Origin of the sequence: Pseudomonas asplenii, from assembly GCF_001293465.1 — a bacterium.
Classification (GTDB): Bacteria; Pseudomonadota; Gammaproteobacteria; order Pseudomonadales; family Pseudomonadaceae; genus Aquipseudomonas; species Aquipseudomonas fuscovaginae_B.
On the sequence record NZ_JSYZ01000001.1, the window covers coordinates 262,645 to 284,966 of the forward strand.

General features: G+C 63.2%; 18 protein-coding genes. 12 read left to right on the forward strand and 6 right to left on the reverse strand.

The window, feature by feature from the left end; translation table 11 throughout:
• Positions 1–98 precede the first annotated feature (98 nt).
• Together PF66_RS01240 and PF66_RS01245 are read left to right on the forward strand one after the other, a co-directional pair.
• Positions 99–1,226 carry an NAD(P)/FAD-dependent oxidoreductase gene (locus PF66_RS01240; RefSeq protein ID WP_054061705.1) on the forward strand — a complete coding sequence of 376 codons (1,128 nt, stop codon included), beginning with the start codon at positions 99–101 and terminating at the stop codon, positions 1,224–1,226.
• A 68-nt stretch (positions 1,227–1,294) separates the two neighbouring features.
• The gene (locus PF66_RS01245; protein ID WP_054061706.1) at positions 1,295–1,924 is read left to right on the forward strand and encodes a helix-turn-helix transcriptional regulator; all 630 of its coding nucleotides are present in this window, start codon (positions 1,295–1,297) and stop codon (positions 1,922–1,924) included.
• A 52-nt stretch (positions 1,925–1,976) separates the two neighbouring features.
• Here PF66_RS01245 and PF66_RS01250 read toward each other — a convergent pair whose 3' ends face one another.
• The 6 genes from PF66_RS01250 to PF66_RS01275 all read right to left on the reverse strand — a co-directional run bounded on the left by PF66_RS01250 (position 1,977) and on the right by PF66_RS01275 (position 7,223).
• A complete protein-coding gene (locus tag PF66_RS01250; protein WP_054057828.1) occupies positions 1,977–2,753 on the reverse strand; it encodes an ABC transporter substrate-binding protein in 777 nt (258 codons plus the stop codon).
• 298 nt (positions 2,754–3,051) lie between these two features.
• Positions 3,052–3,501, reverse strand: coding sequence for a molybdopterin synthase catalytic subunit MoaE (gene moaE / locus PF66_RS01255; RefSeq protein WP_054057827.1), 450 nt, complete (start codon positions 3,499–3,501; stop codon positions 3,052–3,054).
• Position 3,502: 1 nt separating this feature from the next.
• A complete protein-coding gene (locus PF66_RS01260; RefSeq protein WP_054061707.1) occupies positions 3,503–3,748 on the reverse strand; it encodes a MoaD/ThiS family protein in 246 nt (81 codons plus the stop codon).
• On the reverse strand, positions 3,745–4,218 hold the full coding sequence (moaC, locus tag PF66_RS01265; protein ID WP_054057825.1) for a cyclic pyranopterin monophosphate synthase MoaC: 474 nt from the start codon (positions 4,216–4,218) through the stop codon (positions 3,745–3,747). Before moaC ends, PF66_RS01260 begins: the two co-directional genes overlap by 4 nt.
• Positions 4,219–4,324: 106 nt before the next feature.
• Complete coding sequence (locus tag PF66_RS01270) at positions 4,325–5,719, reverse strand: PhoH family protein (RefSeq protein ID WP_054057824.1); 1,395 nt, start codon at positions 5,717–5,719, stop codon at positions 4,325–4,327.
• A 379-nt stretch (positions 5,720–6,098) separates the two neighbouring features.
• Entirely contained in the window at positions 6,099–7,223 is a 1,125-nt protein-coding gene (locus tag PF66_RS01275; RefSeq protein WP_054061708.1) for a polysaccharide deacetylase family protein, read from the reverse strand.
• Positions 7,224–7,464: 241 nt separating this feature from the next.
• Here PF66_RS01275 and yaaA point away from each other — a divergent pair, with 241 nt between their 5' ends.
• From yaaA to PF66_RS01330, 10 genes are all read left to right on the forward strand, one after another.
• Positions 7,465–8,244: a peroxide stress protein YaaA gene (yaaA, locus tag PF66_RS01280; RefSeq protein ID WP_054057822.1), complete on the forward strand. Its 780-nt coding sequence runs from the start codon at positions 7,465–7,467 to the stop codon at positions 8,242–8,244.
• Positions 8,245–9,312: 1,068 nt separating this feature from the next.
• Positions 9,313–10,629, forward strand: coding sequence for a nucleotide sugar dehydrogenase (locus PF66_RS01290; protein ID WP_054057820.1), 1,317 nt, complete (start codon positions 9,313–9,315; stop codon positions 10,627–10,629).
• Positions 10,630–10,796: 167 nt separating this feature from the next.
• On the forward strand, positions 10,797–12,278 hold the full coding sequence (gene alg8, locus PF66_RS01295; protein ID WP_054057819.1) for a mannuronan synthase: 1,482 nt from the start codon (positions 10,797–10,799) through the stop codon (positions 12,276–12,278).
• Positions 12,279–12,315: 37 nt separating this feature from the next.
• Positions 12,316–13,494: an alginate biosynthesis protein Alg44 gene (locus tag PF66_RS01300; protein WP_054057818.1), complete on the forward strand. Its 1,179-nt coding sequence runs from the start codon at positions 12,316–12,318 to the stop codon at positions 13,492–13,494.
• A gap of 9 nt (positions 13,495–13,503) precedes the next feature.
• The gene (gene algK, locus PF66_RS01305; RefSeq protein WP_054061709.1) at positions 13,504–14,907 is read left to right on the forward strand and encodes an alginate biosynthesis TPR repeat lipoprotein AlgK; all 1,404 of its coding nucleotides are present in this window, start codon (positions 13,504–13,506) and stop codon (positions 14,905–14,907) included.
• Entirely contained in the window at positions 14,904–16,388 is a 1,485-nt protein-coding gene (locus tag PF66_RS01310; protein ID WP_054061710.1) for an alginate export family protein, read from the forward strand. The genes algK and PF66_RS01310 overlap by 4 nt, the downstream gene beginning before the upstream one ends.
• Before the next feature lie 26 nt (positions 16,389–16,414).
• Positions 16,415–18,004: a mannuronan 5-epimerase AlgG gene (algG, locus tag PF66_RS01315; protein WP_192842766.1), complete on the forward strand. Its 1,590-nt coding sequence runs from the start codon at positions 16,415–16,417 to the stop codon at positions 18,002–18,004.
• Between the two features lie 11 nt (positions 18,005–18,015).
• Positions 18,016–19,449 (forward strand): alginate O-acetyltransferase, encoded by a 1,434-nt coding sequence (locus PF66_RS01320; RefSeq protein ID WP_054060206.1) that lies wholly within the window; start codon positions 18,016–18,018, stop codon positions 19,447–19,449.
• Positions 19,450–19,460: 11 nt separating this feature from the next.
• Positions 19,461–20,570 (forward strand): mannuronate-specific alginate lyase, encoded by a 1,110-nt coding sequence (locus PF66_RS01325; RefSeq protein WP_301600503.1) that lies wholly within the window; start codon positions 19,461–19,463, stop codon positions 20,568–20,570.
• Between the two features lie 188 nt (positions 20,571–20,758).
• On the forward strand, positions 20,759–22,315 hold the full coding sequence (locus PF66_RS01330) for an MBOAT family O-acyltransferase (RefSeq protein ID WP_054060204.1): 1,557 nt from the start codon (positions 20,759–20,761) through the stop codon (positions 22,313–22,315).
• The last annotated feature ends 7 nt before the right edge of the window (positions 22,316–22,322 follow it).

Consider the following 22,322-nt stretch of genomic DNA (forward strand, 5'->3'; position numbering starts at 1 on the left):
CCTGCCCGGGAAGAACGATAACGCGGCCCGCCGCAAAGACTGCCCAGCCCTTTTTCGGCAGGCCCGCCCCCCCAACCTCACCTTTCAGGAGACCTTGAATGAGCCAGGCAGATTTCATCATCATCGGCGGCGGCATTGCCGGCGCGTCCACCGGTTTCTGGCTCGCCGCACACGGCCGGGTCATCGTGCTCGAGCGCGAGTCGCATCCGGCCTACCATTCCACCGGCCGTTCGGCAGCCCTCTACAGTGCCGCCTACGGCACCGCTCAGGTACGCGCGCTCACCCTCGCCAGCCGGGACTTTTTCGACCATCCACCCGCCGGCTTCGCCGAACACCCGCTGCTCACCGCCCGTGGCGAGATGACAGTAGACTTCAACGGCGACCCGGACGAACTGCTGTCGCAGTACCTGAGCGCCAAGGCCAGCGTCCCCGAGGTACAGAAGCTCAGCGCCGACGAGGCCTGCGCACGCCTGCCGATCCTGCGCCGGGACAAGGTCCACGGCGCCTTCTATGACCCCAGCGCCAGCGATATCGACACCGATGCCCTGCACCAGGGCTACCTGCGCGGCATCCGTCGCCAAGGCGGGGAAATCCACACCGACTGCGAAGTCCTCGGCCTGGAGCGCGATGCCGACGGCCGCTGGCAAGTTCTGACCAACGGACAGACCTTCAGCGCCCCGGTGATCATCAACGCTGCCGGCGCCTGGGCCGATCATATCGGTCATCTGGCCGGTGCCGCCGCGCTGGGCCTGCAGCCCAAGCGCCGGGCCGCGTTTATCTTCGCACCGCCCGAAGGCCTGGAAAGCCATCACTGGCCCATGCTGGTGAGCCTGGACGAATCGTTCTACATGAAACCGGATGCCGGCATGTTCCTGGGCTCGCCGGCCAACGCCGACCCGGTCGAACCCCACGACGTACAACCCGAGGAACTGGACATTGCCATGGGCATCTACCAGATCGAGGAAGCCACCACCCTGAGCATCCGCCGCCCGACCCGCACCTGGGCCGGCCTGCGCAGTTTTGTCAGCGACGGTAACCTGGTGGCCGGTTTCGACCCTTCGGTCACAGGTCTGTTCTGGGTGGCGGCGCAGGGCGGTTACGGCATCCAGACCTCTCCCGCCATGGGCCAGGCCAGCGCTGCCCTGGTGCGTGGCCAGGCCTTGCCGGCCCACCTCGAACACTTCGGCCTGACCGCCGCGATGCTCTCGCCTGCCCGCCTGGGATGACGACCGCCGGCGATTACGGCACACTGCCAGCGCCCTTACCGGGGCGCTGACGCCGCCTGGAGAAGACCATGACACCCCGACAGGATCCCGCCCTGGATAATTTCCGAGCCATTGCCGACGCCATTGCCACGCTGTTCTTTCCCCATGCGGAAGTGGTGCTGCACGACCTGCGCACACAAAAGGTCGACTACATCGCCAACAATATCTCCAAACGCGAGATTGGCGACGATGCCGCCCTGGAGGACATGCTTGACGGGCAAGTCAGCGAGCGCAATATCGGCCCCTATGAGAAGCTCAACTGGGATGGCCAGAAGATTCGCAGTGTCAGCACCGTCCTGCGTGACAGCCAGGGCACTCCGCTGGCGGTGCTGTGCATCAATCTGAATATTTCCCTGTTTGAAAGCGTCAAGGCTGCGCTGGACCTGTTCCTCTCCTCCAGCAAGCTGGTGCCGCAACCGGATGCACTGTTTCGTGATGACTGGCAGGAACGGATCAACACTTTCCTGCACAACTGGCTGCGCCAGCGGCAACTGGGGCTCAACCTGCTGACCCGCGACCACAAGCGCGAGCTGGTGCTGGCCCTCCATGCCGAGGGCGCGTTCAAGGGCAAGAGCGCGGCCAACTATGTGGCGAACGTGCTGAACATGGGCCGGGCGACCGTTTACAAGCACCTGAAGGAATTGAAGGCAGAGGTCTGAAGCAGCCGGAGCTATCAGACAGACCCCCATTGTGGCGAGCGGGCTCCGGCACTCAGTCGCCGTAGATATCCGACTTGAAGTACTTCCCTTCGATCTTCTGGTATTCGCCACTGGCACGGATACCGTCGATGGCCTTGTTCAACTGACCCAGCAACTCGCTGTTGCCCTTGCGCACGGCGATCCCCGCGCCTTCGCCGACATATTTCGGGTCCTTCAGTTCAGGCCCTGCAAAGGCATAGCCCGCGCCCCGCGGCATCGCCAGGAAATCGCTCAAAGGAATGGTGTCGGCGAAGATGCCATCCAGACGCCCGGACGCCAGGTCCATATAGATCTCTTCGTTGTTGCCATAGCGCACCACCTTGATACCCCGCGGTTCCAGGACCTCGGTGGCGTAGCGGTCAGTGGTGGTCGCACGCTGTACGCCAATGGTCTTGCCCTTGAGGCTGGTGTACTGATCATCCACCACCGCACCCTGCTTCATCACCAGCCGCGAGGAGGTGAAGTAGTACTTGTGGGTGAAATCCACCGACTTCTTGCGCTCGTCGGTAATGGTCATCGACGACAGCGCCGCATCGATCTTCTTGACCTTGAGCGACGGAATCAGCCCGTCGAACTCGCCCTCGACCCATTCGCACTTGACCTGCATCTGCGCGCACAAGGCATTGCCGATGTCGTAGTCGAAGCCGCCGATCCTGCCTTCGGCGGTCTTGAACGCAAACGGCGGATAGGCCGCCTCGATGCCGATGCGCAAGGTCTTCTCGGCGGCGAACGGGCTGGCGCTGGTGAGCAGGCTCAGGGTAACGGCACAGATCCGGGTGAACTTCTTCATGCTGGGGCTCCCGCTGGTTATTGGAGGTGTTGTGACACGGCAGTAGACAGAAGAAAACAACTTGATTTTGTACTTATAAATCCATACTGGACTTATATGTACAATCCGTCAACGAGCAAATGCAGCCGGCCCGAGGTGGCCGTGAAGGGAGATTTACCGTGATTTCACCGCGGTCTTCGCGGGGATGCGGCAACCGACAGGCCCCAGTTCCAGCAGGCCTTTGGCGTACACAGAGCGGGTGAACGACGACTGACTGCAGGAGCCGGACCTGCCCGCAAAGAGGCCCTCAAGCAGACCGCTACTTCCAGCGTTGCGCCGCCGCCTGGTCGCTGGCCCGCCCCTCGACCCAACGCGGCCCCTCGGCGGTGTTTTCCTTCTTCCAGAACGGCGCCCGGGTCTTGAGATAGTCCATGACGAAGTTGCAGGCGTCGAACGCCGCCTGGCGGTGGGCACTGGCCACACCGACGAACACGATCGGCTCCCCCGGCTCCAGCGCCCCGATCCGATGCAGAACCTCCAGCCGCAGCAGCGGCCAGCGCTGCTCGGCCTCGCTGATGATCTTGCCCAGCGCCTTCTCGGTCATGCCCGGATAATGTTCGAGAAACATCCCGGCCACTTCGCGCCCGTCATTGAAGTCACGCACATAGCCGACAAAGCTGACCACCGCGCCGATACCCACATTCGCCGCGTGCAACGCATTGACTTCGGCGCCCGGATCGAAGGCTCCGGCCTGGATACGAACCGCCATCTCAGCCTCCGGTCACGGTAGGAAAGAACGCCACCTCGTCCCCATCGACCAGCGGCTCGCCCACCCCGCACAGTTCCTGGTTACGCGCGCACATCAGGCCCTGCTCGGCCAGCACCTGCCAGTTGCCACCGCGCTGCAGCAGGTGGTCGCGCAAGTGCCCGAGCGTGGCGAACTCGCCCTCGACCTGTTCGGCATCCACCCCGAGGACTTCCCGGTAGCGGGCAAAGAACTGCACATCGAGCTTCATGACGCATCCGCCTGATAGTGACCGCTCTTGCCGCCGAGCTTCTCCAGCAGGCGCACGTTCTCGATGGTCATGCCACGGTCGACCGCCTTGCACATGTCATAGATCGTCAACGCCGCGACACTGGCCGCCGTCAGCGCCTCCATCTCCACCCCTGTCTGGCCGGACAGCTTGCAGCGCGCCACGATGCGCACGGCATCCTCGCCCTCGGCGCTCAGCTCGACCTTGACGCTGGTGAGCATCAGCGGGTGGCAGAGCGGAATCAGTTCGGAAGTCTTCTTCGCCGCCTGGATCCCGGCGATACGCGCCACGGCGAACACGTCACCCTTGGGGTGACCGCCACTGACGATCATTTGCAGGGTTTGCGGCAACATGCGCACCCGCGCTTCGGCCAGCGCCTCGCGAAAGGTCACGGCCTTGTCGGTGACGTCGACCATATTGGCGCGACCTTGGGAATCGAGATGAGTCAGCACGGCGATACTCCTGATCAGGAGCGTCGATTGTAAACCCGCGGGTCAGTTTTCCGCACGCCCGAGATGGGCACCGGACCGGGCGGCGCGCGGCCGCCCGGGTTGCGGTTTACAGGTGGGATTCGGCGTATTCGGCCAGGATCGAACGCGGCACGCCCTGCAGGGTGATGTGCACGCCGTTCGGGAAGTCCTTGAAGCGTTCGGTCAGGTAGGTCAGCCCGGAACTGGTCGCGGACAGGTAGGGAGTATCGATCTGTGCCAGGTTACCCAGGCACACCACTTTGGAACCGGCGCCGGCACGGGTGATGATGGTCTTCATCTGGTGCGGCGTGAGGTTCTGGCATTCGTCGATCAGGATCAGGCTCTGCTGGAAGCTGCGGCCCCGGATGTAGTTGAGGGATTTGAACTGCAACGGCACCTTGCTGAGGATGTAGTCGACGCTGCCATGAGTGCTTTCGTCATCCATGTGCAGGGCTTCGAGGTTGTCGGTGATCGCTCCCAGCCAGGGCTCCATCTTCTCCGCCTCGGTGCCGGGCAGGAAGCCGATTTCCTGGTCCAGGCCCTGCACGCTGCGGGTGGCGATGATACGCCGGTAGCGCTTGCTGACCATGGTCTGCTCGATGGCGGCCGCCAGGGCCAGGATGGTCTTGCCGGAACCGGCGGCACCGGTCAGGTTGACCAGGTGGATGTCCGGGTCGAGCAAGGCGTACAGCGCCAGGCTCTGGTAGATGTCGCGGGGTTTCAGGCCCCAGGCCTCCTGGTGCAGCAGCGGTTCCTGATGCAGGTCGAGGATCAGCAGCACGTCGGCATCGATCTCTTTCACCCAACCGACGAAACCCTGCTCATCGATGATGAACTCATTGACGTGCACAGCCGGCAGGTTGTCGGTCATCTGCACCTGGTGCCAGGTGCGCCCATGCCCCTGACGGGTCTCGACCTTGCTGACCCGGTCCCAGAACGAGCCGGGCACATTGTGGAAGCCCTTGGGCAACAGGTCCACGTCATCGACCAACTGGTCGGTGCTGTAGTCCTCGGCCGCGATGCCACAGGCACGCGCCTTGAGGCGCATGTTGATGTCCTTGGTCACCAGTACCAGGCGCAGCCCCTTGTCACGCGCATGCAGGTCGACCAACTGGTTGATGATGATGTTGTCGTTGAGGTTTTCCGGCAGCAACAGATTGGGCTCGTTGCGCTTGCTCATCAGGATCGACAGCGCCCCCTTGGGACCACTCTTGCCCCGCTGGATAGGCACTCCCCGCTCGACGTCCTCGGGGCTGGCATCGCCCAGGGTCTTGTCGATCAGGCGGATCGCCTGACGGCATTCGGAAGCCACGCTGTGGTGGCCGCTCTTGAGTTTGTCGAGTTCCTCCAGGACCGTCATCGGGATGGCGACGTGATGCTCCTCGAAGTTCAGTAACGCGTTTGGATCGTGGATCAGTACGTTGGTATCGAGCACGTAAAGGATTGGCTGGTTGGAAGAAGGCGTGCGTCCGTGATCATCCATACTCGGTCACCTTTGTGGGAGCCAGTCGACGCGACGCCTGGACGGCATCGCGCCTCGAAGTGACCGCCGAACTCGCCTGGAAGGGGCAGGCGCTCTGTGCACAAGGTGGGGTCTTGGCAGACGCCACCTGTGTTGCAGGTTTCGGCGGTCTGACTCCGTAATACCGCAAAACCCGTGACAGGAAAAAGCACTTTGACGACTTTTTGAAGTTTATTTTTCAGAGTGACGAATAGCCCTTGGCGAGCAGGCCGGCCCCCGTTAAAGTCGGAAGTCCACCTGCCCCGAATTCCTTCGAAATTTCCTACATCCCGAGCCTTCAAGCCACGAGAACCCAGCTTATGGCACGGTTGGCGAGCACGGCGGACGTTCCCACAACGCACTAGCGAAACGCGTCGTTGCAATCACGCCAACCCAGGCCACTTTCCGCCGTCTGCCGTAACAGCCAGGGCAATGCACCAAGCGCCTTGTCCTGGGCATCGTGGAACACGATCACACCACGCCGCCACAACAGCATCAGGGTCATCACCCGCTGGGCGGACTGCTCGGCGCTGAGCTTGCCACTCCCATCGGCCGAATCGATGTCCCACAACACCACCTGCAAGCCCTGCTTCCTGAAGAACGCCCCGCTGTCCGCCTGGCGCTGGCCATAAGGCGGGCGGAACAACGGCAGGTAGTTCTCCGGCAACACGCTCTGTGCCAGCGCGGCACTGCGCTGCACCGAATCCTGCCAGTCCTGCCAGTGACTGTGGGAGCGATACTGCCAGCCCTCGATACCTACGCACTGCTGTTTATAGAGCTCCCGTACGGCCATGATCGAGCTCTTGTCCACCCGCGCCTGCAGGGCGCCGCCCAGGACAAGGAACAGGCCATTCATCTTCTGCCGGCGCAGGTACCCGGTCAGTTTGTCGGTATTGCCCGCGACCGGACCGGGACCGCCGTCGAAGCTCAGCAGGAACAGTCGATCATGGAAATCCTCGCCATTGCGCTCGGGCTCGCCGAACAGGGCGATTTCGCTGCTGGTCTGGGGAAACAGCGCGGCCATGCGCAGCAGTTCATCCAGGTAGCGCTCGTGAAACGCCCGGCTCGGCTCGGCCCAGCGGATATAGAAGGAGTCTTCCGGCACGCGGAACTTGCCGGCCTGTTCGCGCAGGCTGTCCATGTCTTCGACGTAATAGCAGAACGAAGCGTCCTGCTCGCAGCTCTGCTGGGCGAAGTTGTAGTTCTGCAGCAGGCGCGACCAGAGACGGGCACGCACCCGGTTGATCGACGCCATGTTGATCTGCCTGAGCCCCAGGCGCTGCCTGAGGGCCGGCTCGTCGGTCATCTCGCTGACCAGCAGGGCATGGGCGAAGGTGAGGATTTCCGCCCGCGAGGCGACATCGAACAGCGCCGGGCTGCTCAGCGCCTCGGGCCAGGTGCTGCGATCCAGGGTCGCGACGTCGTTCGGCGCGGCCGCGGCGCCCAGGCAGGCCAGCAGGGCCGAGCATAAAAGAAGAAAACGCAAGAAGGATGTCTCCGTGACAGGAACCTGCGCACTATAGCCGATCTCAACGTCCGCCCCTCCTGCTGCGCGTGTTCCGGCCCATTCGCGGGCAAGCCCGGCTCCTGCAGTCCCGGGTCGCATGACAATCCTGCGTAAAAATCGCCAAGCCCCAAAGACAAGCACCCGGCCGCTATCGGCATCATAGGTGGAGCCAAACCGCCCAACCCCCTAGAATCCCCCGACGATTACAGGAGACGACTTCATGCTGATGGTGATTTCCCCCGCCAAGACCCTCGATTTCGAAACACCACCGGTGACGAAACGCTATACCCAGCCACAATACCTCGACCACTCCCAGGAGCTGATCGAACAACTGCGCCTGCTGAGCCCGGCACAGATCAGCGAGCTGATGCATGTCTCCGACAAGATCGGCGGCCTCAACGCCGCGCGCTTCGGCAGCTGGACCCCGGCCTTCACCCCGGACAACGCCAAGCAGGCCCTGCTGGCCTTCAAGGGCGACGTCTACACCGGCCTGAACGCCGAGGATTTCAGCGACGCCGACTTCGACTTCGCCCAGACCCACCTGCGCATGCTCTCCGGGCTCTACGGCCTGCTGCGCCCCCTGGACCTGATGCAGGCGTACCGCCTGGAAATGGGTACCAAGTTCGCCAACGGCCGCGGCAAGGACCTCTACGCCTTCTGGGGCACGCGCATCAGCGAATGGCTCAATGAAGCCCTGGCCGCACAAGGTGACGACGTACTGCTGAACCTGGCCTCGAATGAATACTTCTCGGCGGTCAAACGCTCGGCGCTCAACGCCCGCATCATCAATACCGAGTTTCGTGACCAGAAGAACGGCCAGTACAAGATCATCAGCTTCTACGCCAAAAAGGCCCGCGGCATGATGGCCCGCTTCGTGATTCGCGAACGCATCACCAACCCTGAAAATCTGAAGACGTTCGACGAACAAGGCTACCGTTTCAGCGCAGAACTCTCCAAGCCGGACAACCTGGTGTTCCTCCGCGACCACGCGCCGGAGTAACCGTTTCAAGGCACAGCCCCCTGCACGGTGGGAGCGGACTTGCCCGCGAAGGCGTCTTCGAGAGCGGCAAAAGCTTCGCGGGCAAGCCCCACTCCCACAATAATCATGGCAGCAGCTCCGCGAACAACGGGCGCCGGTTTACTCTCGGGTGCCGGCTTGAACGCTCGTCGCCGGAGAGTCAAAGCCCATTGGCTCTCGCAGGCGATTCTCCCCTTGAGGAAAATGATTGCCGGCCCAAGGCGATTTTTCTGTTACCCTGCCCCGACCTGGTGCAATGCACGCAATGTGTAGAACCCACGATTTCCTCTCCTCCCCTTCGTGCGCCACCCCGGAAATCCATTTTTCTGACGCCATAAAATTGACTGTAACAACAATGAAAATTCTTTCACTCGACTTTTTTCATTTTTTTTCGTAGTGGCACCAAAAAATTTTTCCCATGATGGCATAGAACCATCGCAGCGTTTTTCGTCCCCGTAATCAAAGGGCGAAACGAGAAGTGCTATCAATATGAAAGCAGTGCCATCTCCAACAATATTTCAAGAATTTTCCGAAAACAGGATGAGCGGATCGGAACTTATGTTCCCCTCCATTGCTCATACCACCCGTGACGAGTCTCAACGATTTTGTAAGAGATGACTTACAGGCAGGCTGGATAACTTGTTTAAGTTTGAACCTAGGACTTACGAAAGAGCCCAGCCAATTGCAATCCATCAAAGGACAGGAGATACGCATCATTAATATCCCCTACGAAGGCCAGGGCGGCCACCCAGACAATGCACCAGTCAGACACTTGCCGGCTTATACCCCAAAGGCTCTGCCACGGGCATAAGCGCACGGCAAGCCCGCTGACAAGGACCGTCCTGAAGAAGGTCGGCCACATTAAAGGGCATGTCCCTCATAACAAGGCCAAGTTGCGCACAGCTTGAGTGCAATTATTTAGCCACTCGATATTTATATGCCTGCACTCGGTAGAGCAACCTCTTCCGGTGAGACTTTCGAGTGCATTACGACTACTGGCTACATTAACTTCCGCCATTTGATGGCGTAATTAAGATAGAGGTAAATGCAATGCGCATTAGCATATTCGGTTTGGGTTACGTCGGTGCAGTCTGTGCCGGTTGCCTGTCTGCACGAGGCCATGATGTCGTTGGCGTTGATATCTCCAAGGACAAGATCGACCTGATCAACAACGGCAAGTCGCCGATTGTCGAACCGGGTCTGGAGCCGCTGCTGGCCCAAGGTATTGCCAGTGGTCGACTGCGCGGCACCACCGACTTCGCCGAGGCGATTCGGGCCACTGATCTGTCGATGCTGTGTGTCGGTACGCCAAGCAAGAAGAACGGCGACCTGGAGCTGAACTACATCGAATCGGTGTGCCGTGAAATCGGTTTCGTCCTGCGCGACAAGACCACCCGCCACACCATCGTCGTACGCAGCACCGTGCTGCCGGGCACCGTGAAGAACGTGGTGATCCCGATTCTCGAGGACTGCTCGGGCAAGAAGGCCGGCGTCGACTTCGGCGTCGCGGTCAACCCCGAGTTCCTGCGCGAAAGTACCGCGATCAAGGACTACGACTACCCACCGATGACCGTCATCGGCGAACTCGACAGTGCTTCCGGCGATGTCCTGCAGGCCCTCTACGAAGAACTCGACGCGCCGATCATCCGCAAGGACATCGAAGTGGCCGAGATGATCAAGTACACCTGCAACGTCTGGCACGCCACCAAGGTGACCTTCGCCAACGAGATCGGCAACATCGCCAAGGCCGTCGGCGTCGATGGCCGCGAAGTGATGGACGTGGTCTGCCAGGACAAGACCCTCAACCTGTCCCAGTACTACATGCGCCCCGGCTTCGCCTTCGGCGGCTCCTGCCTGCCCAAGGACGTGCGCGCCCTGACCTACCGCGCCGGCTCCCTGGACGTCGAGTCGCCACTGCTCAACTCGCTGATGCGCAGTAACGAGACTCAGGTACAGAACGCCTTCGACATCGTCGCCAGCCATGACAAGCGCAAGGTCGCCCTGCTCGGCCTGAGCTTCAAGGCCGGTACCGACGACCTGCGCGAGAGCCCGCTGGTGGAACTGGCGGAAATGCTGATCGGCAAGGGCTTCGACCTGAGCATCTACGACAAGAACGTCGAGTACGCCCGCGTCCACGGGGCGAACAAGGACTACATCGAATCGAAGATTCCCCACGTGTCGTCCCTGCTCAACGCCGACTTCGACGCCGTGATCGACAACAGCGACGTGATCATCCTCGGCAACCGCGACGAGAAGTTCCGCGACCTGGCCGAGAACGCGCCACACGGCAAGCAGGTCATCGACCTGGTCGGCTTCATGTCCAAGCCGACCAGCGCCGGCGGCCGCGCCGAAGGGATCTGCTGGTAAACCCGCGGCAACCGCAACGCGGTTGATCGCCAGCAGGCCGGCCCCTCGGGTCCCTCCCCTCCCCGCGGGAGCCGGCTTGCTGACGATGGCGCCCCACCGGGCGCCTCGCCCCCAGGATTGCTAACGACCCCATCGGGCCTCGCCCGAGACACAGATGGATGCAGATTATGTACAGGCTGAAACATGGCCTCCTCCAGGCCGCCGGTTGGCTGTTCTACCTGACGTTGCTGATGGGCCTGGCCTCACTGCTGCCCACCTCGACCTTCGATGCCGAATCCAAGGACTTCATCTTCCTGATCGGTGCCGTGGGTATCTGGCGCTACTCCATGGGCGCCACCCATTTCGTGCGCGGGATGATCTTCCTCTACATCGTCTACCCGCACCTGCGGCGCAAACTGCGCAAGCTGGGCAAGGCCACGGACCCGTCCCACGTGTTCCTGATGGTCACCAGCTTTCGCATCGACGCCCACACCACCGCCCAGGTCTACCAATCGGTGATCCGCGAAGCCATCGACTGCGGCTTCCCCACCACCGTGGTCTGCTCGCTGGTGGAAATGTCCGATGAGTTGCTGGTCAAGAGCCTCTGGGCGCGGATGAACCCGCCGGAGCGCGTCACCCTCGACTTCGTCCGCATCGCCGGCACCGGCAAGCGCGACGGCCTGGCCTACGGATTCCGGGCGATCTCCCGTCACCTGCCGGACGAGCGTGCCGTGGTCGCGGTGATCGACGGCGACACCGTCCTCAGCGAAGGCGTGGTGCGCCGCACCGTGCCCTGGTTCCAGCTGTTCGACAACGTCGGCGGCCTGACCACCAACGAATTCTGCGAAGTGCGCGGCGGCTACGTCATGAGCGAATGGCACAAGCTGCGCTTCGCCCAGCGCCACATCAACATGTGCTCCATGGCCCTGTCCAAGCGCGTACTGACCATGACCGGGCGCATGTCGGTATTCCGCGCCAGCGTGGTCACCGATGCCGGCTTCATCGCCGACGTCGAGAGCGACTCGCTGGAACACTGGCGCCTGGGCCGCTTCCGCTTCCTCACCGGTGACGACAAGTCCAGCTGGTACAGCCTGATGCGCCTGGGCTACGACACCTTCTACGTGCCCGACGCGGCGATCCATACCGTGGAGCACCCGCCGGAGAAGAGCTTCATCAAGTCCAGCCGCAAGCTGATGTACCGCTGGTACGGCAACAACCTGCGCCAGAACTCCCGCGCCCTGGGCCTGGGTATCCGCCGCCTCGGTCTGTTCACCAGCGTGGTGCTGTTCGACCAGCGCGTGTCGATGTGGACCTCGCTGCTGGGCCTGACCGTGGCGCTGATCGCCAGCTTCAAGTACGGCATCGAATTCATCCTCGCCTACCTGCTGTGGATCGGCATCACCCGCCTGATCCTGACGATCCTGCTGGCCTGCTCGGGCCACAGCATCGGCCCGGCCTACCCGGCGATCCTCTATTACAACCAGATCGTCGGCGCACTGATGAAGATCTACGTGTTCTTCCGCCTCGACCGCCAGTCCTGGACCCGCCAGGACACCAAACTGAGCCGCGACCTCGCCAGCTTTCAAGGTTGGTTCAACACCTGGTCGTCCCGGACCATGACCTTCTCCGCCGGCAGCATTTTCATCGCCGTGCTGATGACGATGGTCTGACCCGACTCGCCTGAATTAGCCAATGGAGCTTTAACTCATGAACTCTAAAGTCAACGCCAACGTCGTCCACGAATCCGAAGCCCAGCGCCAGCACGCCCGGGTGAAGATCCCGGCCAAGCTGCGTTTCTTCGGTAGCGCGGGCAAGCCCATGGAAGTGCCTGTGCACGACCTGTCCGCCGGCGGCCTGAGCTTCAACCTGCCGCCGCAGCAGCAACAGGAACTGACCCTCGGCGAGGTGTACAAGGGCCGTCTGATGTTCGTCATCGACAACCTCGGCCTGGGCATGGATGTCGAACTGCAGATCCGCGCCTACGACCGCCAGCACGGTCGCGTCGGCTGCCAGTTCCAGAACCTGGAACCCCAGGACATCGCCACCCTGCGCCACCTGATCACCTCGCACCTGGCCGGTGACATCGTCAGCATGGGCGACGTGCTCGCCACCCTGCAGCGCGACAACTTCACCAAGGCCCGGCGCAAGAAGGACGACGGCACCGGCCTGAGCCCGCTTGGCCGCCTGCGTGCGGTGACTTTCAGCGTCGGCGTGTTCGTCGTCGGCCTGGCGGCGTTCGGCTTCGTGCTCAAGTCGATCTACGGCATGTACTTCGTCAGCCACGCCCAGGCCGGCCTGGTCAGCGTGCCGGGGGTGAACGTCACCATGCCGCGCGACGGTACCGTGCAGAGCCTGCTCAAGGACGACGGCATCGCCGCCAAGGGCGCGCCACTGGCGAGCTTCAGCACCAGCATGCTCGACGTGCTCAAGGGCCACCTGGACGAAGACCAGCTGCAACCGGCCAAGGTCGAGGAACTGTTCGGCAAGCAGATGACCGGTACCCTGACCTCGCCGTGCGACTGTGTGGTCGCCCAGCAACTGGTCGCCAACGGTCAGTACGCCAGCAAGGGCGACGTGATCTTCCAGTTGGTGCCACGCAACAGCGTGGCCAACGTCGAGGCACGTTTCTCCTATCGCCAGTTCGGCGAAGTACGTCCCGGCACCCGCGTGAACTTCCAGGTCGCCGGCGAAGAGCAGGTACGCCAGGGCCGGATCGTCAGCAGCTCCAGCCTGAAGAGCGACGACCTGTCCTCCGACATCCGCGTGCTGATCAAGCCGGATGAAAGCCTCGACAGCAGCCTCGCCGGCCGTCCGGTGGAAGTGCACAGCGACCGTGGCCCGAACCTCAACTGGCTGATCGACAAAGCCATGGCCGCCGGACTGTAAGCGGAGGACATGCCTGTGACGACCTTCAGACCCCTGCCCCTGACACTGGCCATGGCGATCGGCCTGGCCGGTTGCGCCGGTCTGCCCGACCAGCGCCTGGCCAACGAGGCGCTCAAGCGCGGCGACACCGCCCTGGCCGAGCAGAACTACCGCCAACTGGCGGACCTGGGCTACAGCGACGCACAGGTCGGCCTGGCCGATATCCAGGTGGAAAGCCGCGACCCGGCACAGATCCGTCAGGCCGAGGCGACCTACCGCGCCGCCGCCGACACCTCGCCCCGTGCCCAGGCCCGCCTGGGGCGCCTGCTGGTGGCCAAGCCCGGCGCGACCGAAGCCGAGCACCACGAGGCCGAGACCCTGCTGAAAAAGGCCTTCGCCAATGGTGAAGGCAACACCCTGATCGCCCTGGCGATGCTCTACCTGCAATTCCCGCAGAGCTTCCCCGAGGTCAACGCCCAGCGCCAGATCGACCAGTGGCGCAGCGCCGGCTACCCGGAAGCGGGGCTGGCCCAGGTCCTGCTCTATCGCACCCAGGGTACCTACGACCAGCACCTGGACGAGGTGGAGAAAATCTGCAAGGCCGCGCTCAACAGCACCGACATCTGCTACGTCGAGCTGGCCACCGTCTACCAGAAACGCGCCCAGCCGGACCAGCAGGCCGAACTGCTCAAGCAGTTGCAGGCCGCCTACAGCCGCGGTGCAGTCGGTGCCCAGCGGGTCGACAGCGTCGCCCGGGTACTGGCCGACTCGAGCCTCGGCCAGCCGGATACGAAAACCGCGCAGGCACTGCTCGAGAAGATCGCCCCCGGCTACCCGGCATCCTGGGTCAGCCTGGCGCAACTGCTCTACGACTACCCCGACCTGGGCAACGTCGACCAGATGATGGAGTACCTGAACAATGGTCGCGCCGCCGACCAGCCGCGGGCCGAACTGCTGCTGGGCAAGCTCTACTACGAAGGCAAGTGGGTGCCGGCGGACGCGAAACAGGCCGAGGCGCATTTCCAGAAAGCCGTCGGCCGCGAAGTCGCCGCCGACTACTACCTGGGGCAGATCTATCGCCGCGGCTACCTCGGCCAGGTCTACCCGCAGAAAGCCCTCGACCACCTGCTCAAGGCCGCCCGCAACGGCCAGAACAGCGCCGACTACGCCATTGCCCAACTGTTTTCCCAGGGTCGCGGGACCAAGCCCGACCCGCTCAACGCCTATGTCTTCGGCCAACTGGCAAAAACCCAGGACACGCCGCAAGCCAATGAGCTGGCCCAGCAACTCGACGAACAACTGCCGCCTGCCCAGCGCGCCGACGCCCAGCGCCTGTTGCAGCAGGAGCAGCGCCTGCGCGGCACCCTGAGCCGCAACGCGCTGGACCTGCAACAAGTCCTGCAGGAAGGCGACAGCGAGGAAAAGACCCTATGACTTTCAATCCTTTCGTGAAGGCCGGCATCGGCCTGAGCTTTGCCCTGGCCTGGTCCACGCCGACCCTGGCCGCCCTCACCGAAACCCAGAATTTCGGCCTGGAAGCGAAGATCACCGCGCAGTCGGAAGACGATCGCGACCTCGGCACCCTCAAGGGTGGCGACGCCAACGGCATCGGCCTCGACCTGCGCCCCTGGGTTTACGGCGAAAGCGGCAACTGGAGCGCCTACGCCATGGGCCAGGCGGTGACCGCCACCGACATCATCGAGACCGACACCCTGCAACAGGCCAATGGCGACCAGGAAAGCTCGAGCAACGACGCCCGCAAGCCGGACAAGAGCTACCTGGCCCTGCGTGAGTTCTGGGTCGGCTACAAGGGCTTCACGCCCTACCCCGGCGAGATCCTCAAGTTCGGTCGCCAGCGCCTGCGCAACGACGACGGACAGTGGCGCGACACCAACATCGAAGCGCTGAACTGGACCTTCGACACCACCCTGCTGCGCGCCAACCTGGGGACCGCCGAACGCTTCAGCGAATACCGCACCGACCTCACCGAACTCGCGCCCAAGGACAAGGACCGCCTGCACGTCTACGGCGACGTCGCCTACCAGTGGACCCCGGGCCAGTGGGTCGGCCTGCGCGCCCACCACAGCCACGACGACGGCAAGCTCGACTACCCGACCCCGGGTGTCGCCAGCGACCCGCTGGACAAGAAGGAAAACGGCAACCTGACCTGGCTCGGCCTGGAAGCCAACAGCGACGCCTACAACTTCCGCAACACCAACACGATCAACTACTGGGCCAGCCTGACCGGCATGAGCGGCCACCGCGATAGCGTCAACCCGCTCAACGCCGACGGTACCCGTCCGGCCGAAGCCAAGCGTGGCGACAGCGTCAATGGCTGGGCCACCGACCTCGGCGTGCGCCTGCGCCTGGATCCGAACTGGCAGGTCGGTGCCGCCTACGCCCGTGCCAGCGGCGACTACGAACAGAACGGCCTGGAAAGCAACCGCTCGAACTTCACCGGCACCCGCTCACGCATGCACCGCTTCGGCGAAGCCTTCCGTGGCGAACTGAACAACCTGCAGACCGCCACCCTGTTCGGCTCCTGGCAACTGCGCGAGGACTACGACGCCAGCCTGGTCTACCACAAGTTCTGGCGTGTCGACGGCAACAAGGACGTCGGCAGCAACGGCATCAACGCCGCGCAGAACACCTATGACGACAGCACCGGCGCCCTGCTCTCCAGCACCTCGCTGCCGCTGCAGGACGGCAAGAAGGACATGGGCCAGGAGATGGATCTGGTGGTCACCAAGTACTTCAAGCAGGGCCTGCTGCCGGCAGCCCTGAGCCAGTCGATCGACGAACCTTCGGCGCTGGTGCGCTTTCGCGGCGGCGTGTTCAAGCCGGGCAGCGCCTACGGCCACGACGTCGATTCCTACATGCACCGCGCATTCATCGACGTGATCTGGCGCTTCTGATGCCGGCCGCCAAGGGAGTTTCCAAGATGAATCAGATCGCCATGCAAGGTTCGCTCAGCGCTCTCGCTGCCGCCCTGTTGCTGGCCGGCAGCACGGCGTTCGCCAACGTCGAGAAGCCGGCCACCGCCAGCGGCCAGGCGCCGATCATTGCCAAGGAACTGCAACAGGCCAAGACCTATACCGTCAGCACCGCGCCGAGCGAACCGCTGCACCTGGAAAAGCCCAAGCTGCCGGACCTCGGCGGCTACACCGCCGAGGCCGTCGCGGCGAAGATCGTGCGCGGCCAGCCGGGCAAGATCAGCGTGCGCCGGATGATGCAGGAGGACGCCCTCAAGGACTTCATCGGCGGTGACAACAAGATGGCCGAATGGGTGGTGCGCCAGCACGGCATCCCCCAGGCGATCTTCATCGACGACGGTTACCTGAACCTCAAGGACCTGGTGAAGAAGCTGCCGGCCAAGTACATCAGCGAAACCTCGCCGGGCGTATTCCTGGCCAGGATTCCGATCGTGGTCGGGCGCAAGGGCATCCTCGAAATCGACGGTCAGACCCAGGAACTGCGGCTGTCCCAGGAAGGCGGCGCGTTCCTGGTCAACGACGGGCAACTGTTCGTGCGCGACACCAAGGTCACCGGCTGGCGCGAGGCCGACAACGGCCCGGCGACCTTCCGTTCGCCGAAGGAATTCCGTCCGTTCCTGCTGGCCTGGGGCGGCACCGAGACCTATATCGTCAACAGCACGATGGCCAGCTTCGGCTACTCCAACAGTAAGTCCTACGGTGTGAGTATTTCCCAGTACACGCCGAACATGGCCAAGGTGCTCAAGCGTCCCGAACCGACCGGCTGGATCATCGGTTCGCAATTCAGCGACATGTGGTACGGCTTCTACTGCTATGAAACCCGTGACTTCGTGCTCAAGGGCAATACCTATCGCGACAACATCGTCTACGGCATCGACCCCCACGACCGCTCGCACCGGCTGATCATCGCCGACAACACCGTGTACGGCACGAAGAAGAAGCACGGCATCATCATTTCCCGGGAAGTGAACGACAGCTTCATCTTCAACAACCGCAGCTACGACAACCACCTCTCGGGACTGGTGATCGACCGCAACAGCGTCAACAACCTGATCGCCTACAACGAGATCTACAAGAACCATACCGACGGCATCACCCTCTACGAGAGTGCCGACAACCTGATCTACGCCAACCGGCTGATCGGCAACAAGCGCCACGGCATCCGCATCCGCAACAGCGTCAACGTGCGCCTGTACGAGAACCTTTCGATGGCCAACGGCCTGACCGGCATCTACGGCCACATCAAGGACCTGAGCGACACCGACCGCGACATCAAGCTCGACCCGTTCGACGCCGAAGTCTCGCTGATCGTGGTCGGCGGCGAACTGGCCGGCAACGGCAGCGGCCCGCTGTCCATCGACTCGCCGCTGAGCCTGGAACTGTACCGGGTGTCGATGCTCGCCCCGGCCAAGAGCAGCGGCATCACCTTCACCGGCGTGCTGGGTGATCGCCAGGATGAAATTCTCGACCTGCTGGTGCGCCAGCAGAAAGCCGTGCTGATCGACCCCGTCGAACGCCAGACCGAAATGCGCGATTGAGGACGACCTTAATGAACCCACACCTGATCAAACTGCTCGGCCTCTCTGCCCTTGCCACCGCGATCCTCGCCGCCAGCGGCAACCTGCGGGCCGAGGAAGTGCAAGCGCCGAAATTCACCGCCGAGCCTTGCTGCAGCCTGTGCCCCGCGGCCCATGATGCAAAGAACTACGTGACCCGCTACCAGCAGAACTTCACCACCCTGGTCCAGGCCCAGGGCGACTGGCTGTTCCGTACCCAAGAAGACCTGCGTACCGAGTTCGACACCACGCCGGCCGGCTACAAGCGCCTGCAGCAACTGCACGATGCCTTCAAGAGCAAGGGCGTCGAACTGGTGGTGGTCTACCAGCCGACCCGTGGCCTGGTGAACCGCAACAAGCTGTTCCCCGCCGAGCGCGACAAGTTCGACTACCAGAAGGCCCTGCACAACTACCAGGCGATGCTCGGCCGCTTCGCGAAAATGGGCTACCACGTGCCCGACCTGTCGCCACTGACCAACGAGCAGCAGGCCCACGACTTCTACTTCCGTGGCGACCAGCACTGGACCCCGTACGGTGCCGAACGCACGGCGAAGATCGTCGCCGAGACGGTGAAAAAGGTCCCCGGCTTCGCCGACATCCCCCATCGCGAATTCGAGACCCACGTTTCCGGCCGCATGGGCAAGACCGGCACCCTGCACAACATGGCCGGCCAGCTGTGCGGCACCAGCTACGCGATCCAGTACATGGAACAGTTCGCCACCGAGCCCAAGGGTGAGGCAGCAGACGGCGACCTGTTCGGTGACGCCGGCGACCCGCAGATCACCCTGGTCGGCACCAGCCACAGTGGCAAGAACTACAATTTCGCCGGCTTCCTGCAGCAGTACATCGGTGCCGACATTCTCAACGTGGCCTTCCCCGGCGGCGGCCTGGAAGGCTCGATGCTGCAATACCTGGGCAGCGAAGAGTTCCAGAAGAAACCACCGAAGATCCTCATCTGGGAGTTCTCGCCGCTCTACCGCCTGGACCAGGAAACCATCTACCGGCAGATGATGTCCCTGCTCGACAACGGCTGCGAAGGCAAGAACGCCGACATGAGTGCCAGCACCACGGTCAAGCCGGGCAAGAACGAGCTGCTGGTCAACAGCAACAACCGCGACCTGCGCAACAGCGGCCACCAGGTCGACATCCGTTTCGCCGACACCTCGGTGAAAACCCTGCAAGCCACCCTCTGGTACATGAACGGTCGCCACGAGGACATCAAGATCGAGAAACCGGAAACATCGGACACGGACGGACGTTTCGCCTTCGAACTGCGCACCGACGAGGACTGGGCCAACCAGAACCTGCTGGCCGTGGAAGTCCAGGGCCCGGAACCGGGCACCGCGCCCCAGAAGGTCGAGGCGAAGATCTGCAAACGCAACGTATTCCCCAGCGCCGAGCCCCACCGGGCCCAGGCCGGGTTATGAGGTGCCTGAAGATGACTATCCGCACACTGCTCGTTCCTTCCCTGCTGGGCCTGGCGATCGTCGCCGGCTCCGCCCAGGCGGCGGCGCCACTGCGTCCGCCGCAGGGTTACTTCGCCGCCGTCGACAAGGTCAAGAGCGGCGACAGCAGCGAGGGCTGCGAGGCCATGCCCCAGCCCTACACCGGCCAGCTGCAGTTCCGCAGCAAGTACGAGGGTTCCGACAAGGCCCGGGCGACCCTCAACGTGCAGTCGGAAAAGGCCTTTCGCGACAGCACCGCCGACATCACCAGCATGGAGCGCGGCACCAGCAAACAGGTGATGCAGTTCATGCGTGACGGCCGCCCGCAGGAGTTGAGCTGTACGCTGAACTGGCTGACCGCCTGGGCCCAGGCCGATGCGCTGACCTCCAGGGACTTCAACCACACCGGCAAGTCCATGCGCAAATGGGCGCTGGGCAGCATGGCCTCGTCCTACCTGCGCCTGAAGTTCTCCGACTCCCGTCCGCTGGCGACCCACCAGAAGGAGGCGCAGCAGATCGAGGCCTGGTTCGGCAAGCTGGCCGACCAGGTGGTCAGCGACTGGGACAACCTGCCGCTGGACAAGACCAACAACCACTCGTACTGGGCCGCCTGGGCGGTGATGGCAACCGCCATCGCCACCGACCGCCGTGACCTGTTCGACTGGGCGGTGAAGGAATACAAGGTCGGTGCCAACCAGGTCGACCCGCAGGGTTTCCTGCCCAACGAACTCAAGCGCCAGCAACGCGCCCTGGCCTACCACAACTATGCGCTGCCGCCGCTGGCGATGATCGCCAGCTTCGCCCTGGCCAACGGCGTCGACCTGCGCCAGGAAAACAACGCTGCCCTCAAGCGCCTCGGCGACCGGGTGCTGGCCGGCGTCCAGGACCCCAGCCAGTTCCAGGCCCGCAACGGCCGCGAGCAGGACATGACCGATCTCAAGGTCGACAGCAAATTCGCCTGGCTGGAGCCCTACTGCACGCTCTACACCTGCCCGGACGATGTGCTGCAGCGCAAGCACGGGATGCAGCCGTTCAAGGCCTTCCGCCTCGGCGGCGACCTGACCCGGGTCTACGACCCGGCGCACGAGAAGGGTAACCGCTAACGAACCCGATGGTGCCCACGCTCCGCGTGGGCACGCAGCCCGTGACGCCCTGCGTCACAAAGCGGACGCCAAGCGTCCTGAGAGGCGTTCCCACGCAAAGCGTGGGAACGATCGACGCCCCCCGGATTGCATGGGGGGTTTGGGGGGGCCTTGGCCCCGGACTGTTGATCAGACAAGGAGAGATCGGGATGGTCTTCTCATCCAACGTGTTCCTGTTCCTGTTCCTGCCGATCTTTCTCGGCTTGTACTACCTGAGCGGGCAACGCTATCGCAACCTGCTGTTGCTGGTCGCCAGCTACGTGTTCTACGCGTGGTGGCGGGTCGACTTCCTGGCGCTGTTCGCCGGCGTGACCCTGTGGAACTACTGGATCGGCCTGAAAGTCGGTGCCGCCGGCGTACGCAGCAAACCGGCCCAGCGCTGGCTGCTGCTGGGCGTGGCCGTCGACCTGGGCATCCTCGGCTACTTCAAGTACGCCAACTTCGGCGTCGACAGCCTGAACGCGATCATGACCTCGTTCGGTCTGGAACCGTTCATCCTGACCCACGTGCTGCTGCCGATCGGAATCTCGTTCTACATCTTCGAGTCCATCAGCTACATCATCGACGTCTACCGCGGCGACACCCCGGCGACCCGCAACCTGATCGACTTCGCGGCCTTCGTGGCGATCTTCCCGCACCTGATCGCCGGTCCCGTGCTGCGCTTTCGTGACCTGGCCGACCAGTTCAACCACCGCACCCACACCCTCGACAAGTTCTCCGAAGGTGCCACGCGGTTCATGCAGGGCTTCATCAAGAAGGTGTTCATCGCCGACACCCTGGCGGTGGTCGCCGACCACTGCTTCGCCCTGCAACATCCGACCACCGGCGATGCCTGGCTCGGCGCGCTGGCCTATACCGCGCAGTTGTACTTCGACTTCTCCGGCTATAGCGACATGGCCATCGGCCTGGGCCTGATGATGGGCTTCCGCTTCATGGAGAACTTCAAGCAGCCCTACATCAGCCAGTCGATCACCGAGTTCTGGCGGCGCTGGCACATCAGCCTGTCGACCTGGCTGCGCGACTACCTGTACATCACCCTCGGCGGTAACCGCCGCGGCACCCTGATCACCTACCGCAACCTGTTCCTGACCATGCTGCTGGGCGGCCTGTGGCACGGGGCGAACATCACCTACATCGTCTGGGGCGCCTGGCACGGCATGTGGCTGGCGATCGAAAAGGCCCTGGGCATCAACACCACCCCGCGCAGCCTCAACCCGATCCGCTGGGCCCTGACCTTCCTGCTGGTGATCATGGGCTGGGTGATCTTCCGTGCCGAGAACCTGCACGTGGCCGGCCGCATGTACGGTGCCATGTTCAGCTTCGGCGACTGGTCGCTGTCGGAACTCAACCGCGCCAGCCTCACCGGCCTGCAGGTGGCGACCCTGGTGGTGGCCTACGCGACCCTGGCGTTCTTCGGCCTGCGCGACCTGTACCGCGACCCGCCCGCCGCCAAGGCGAAAGGCAAGCCGGCCGATGGCCCGGCCAGCGCCCAACCCGGCCTGATCAAGGCCGCGCCCGGCGAGGCGGCCGGCAGCATCCATGAGCCCGGCTACACCGTCGGCGTCGAAGCCCAGGTGCAACCGGCCTACTGGGTCGCCGACTGGCCGCGCTACCTGATGCGCGCCCTGGTGCTGCTGCTGTTCATCGCCTCGATTCTCAAACTCTCGGCGCAGAGCTTCTCGCCGTTCCTCTACTTCCAGTTCTGAGGGAGCC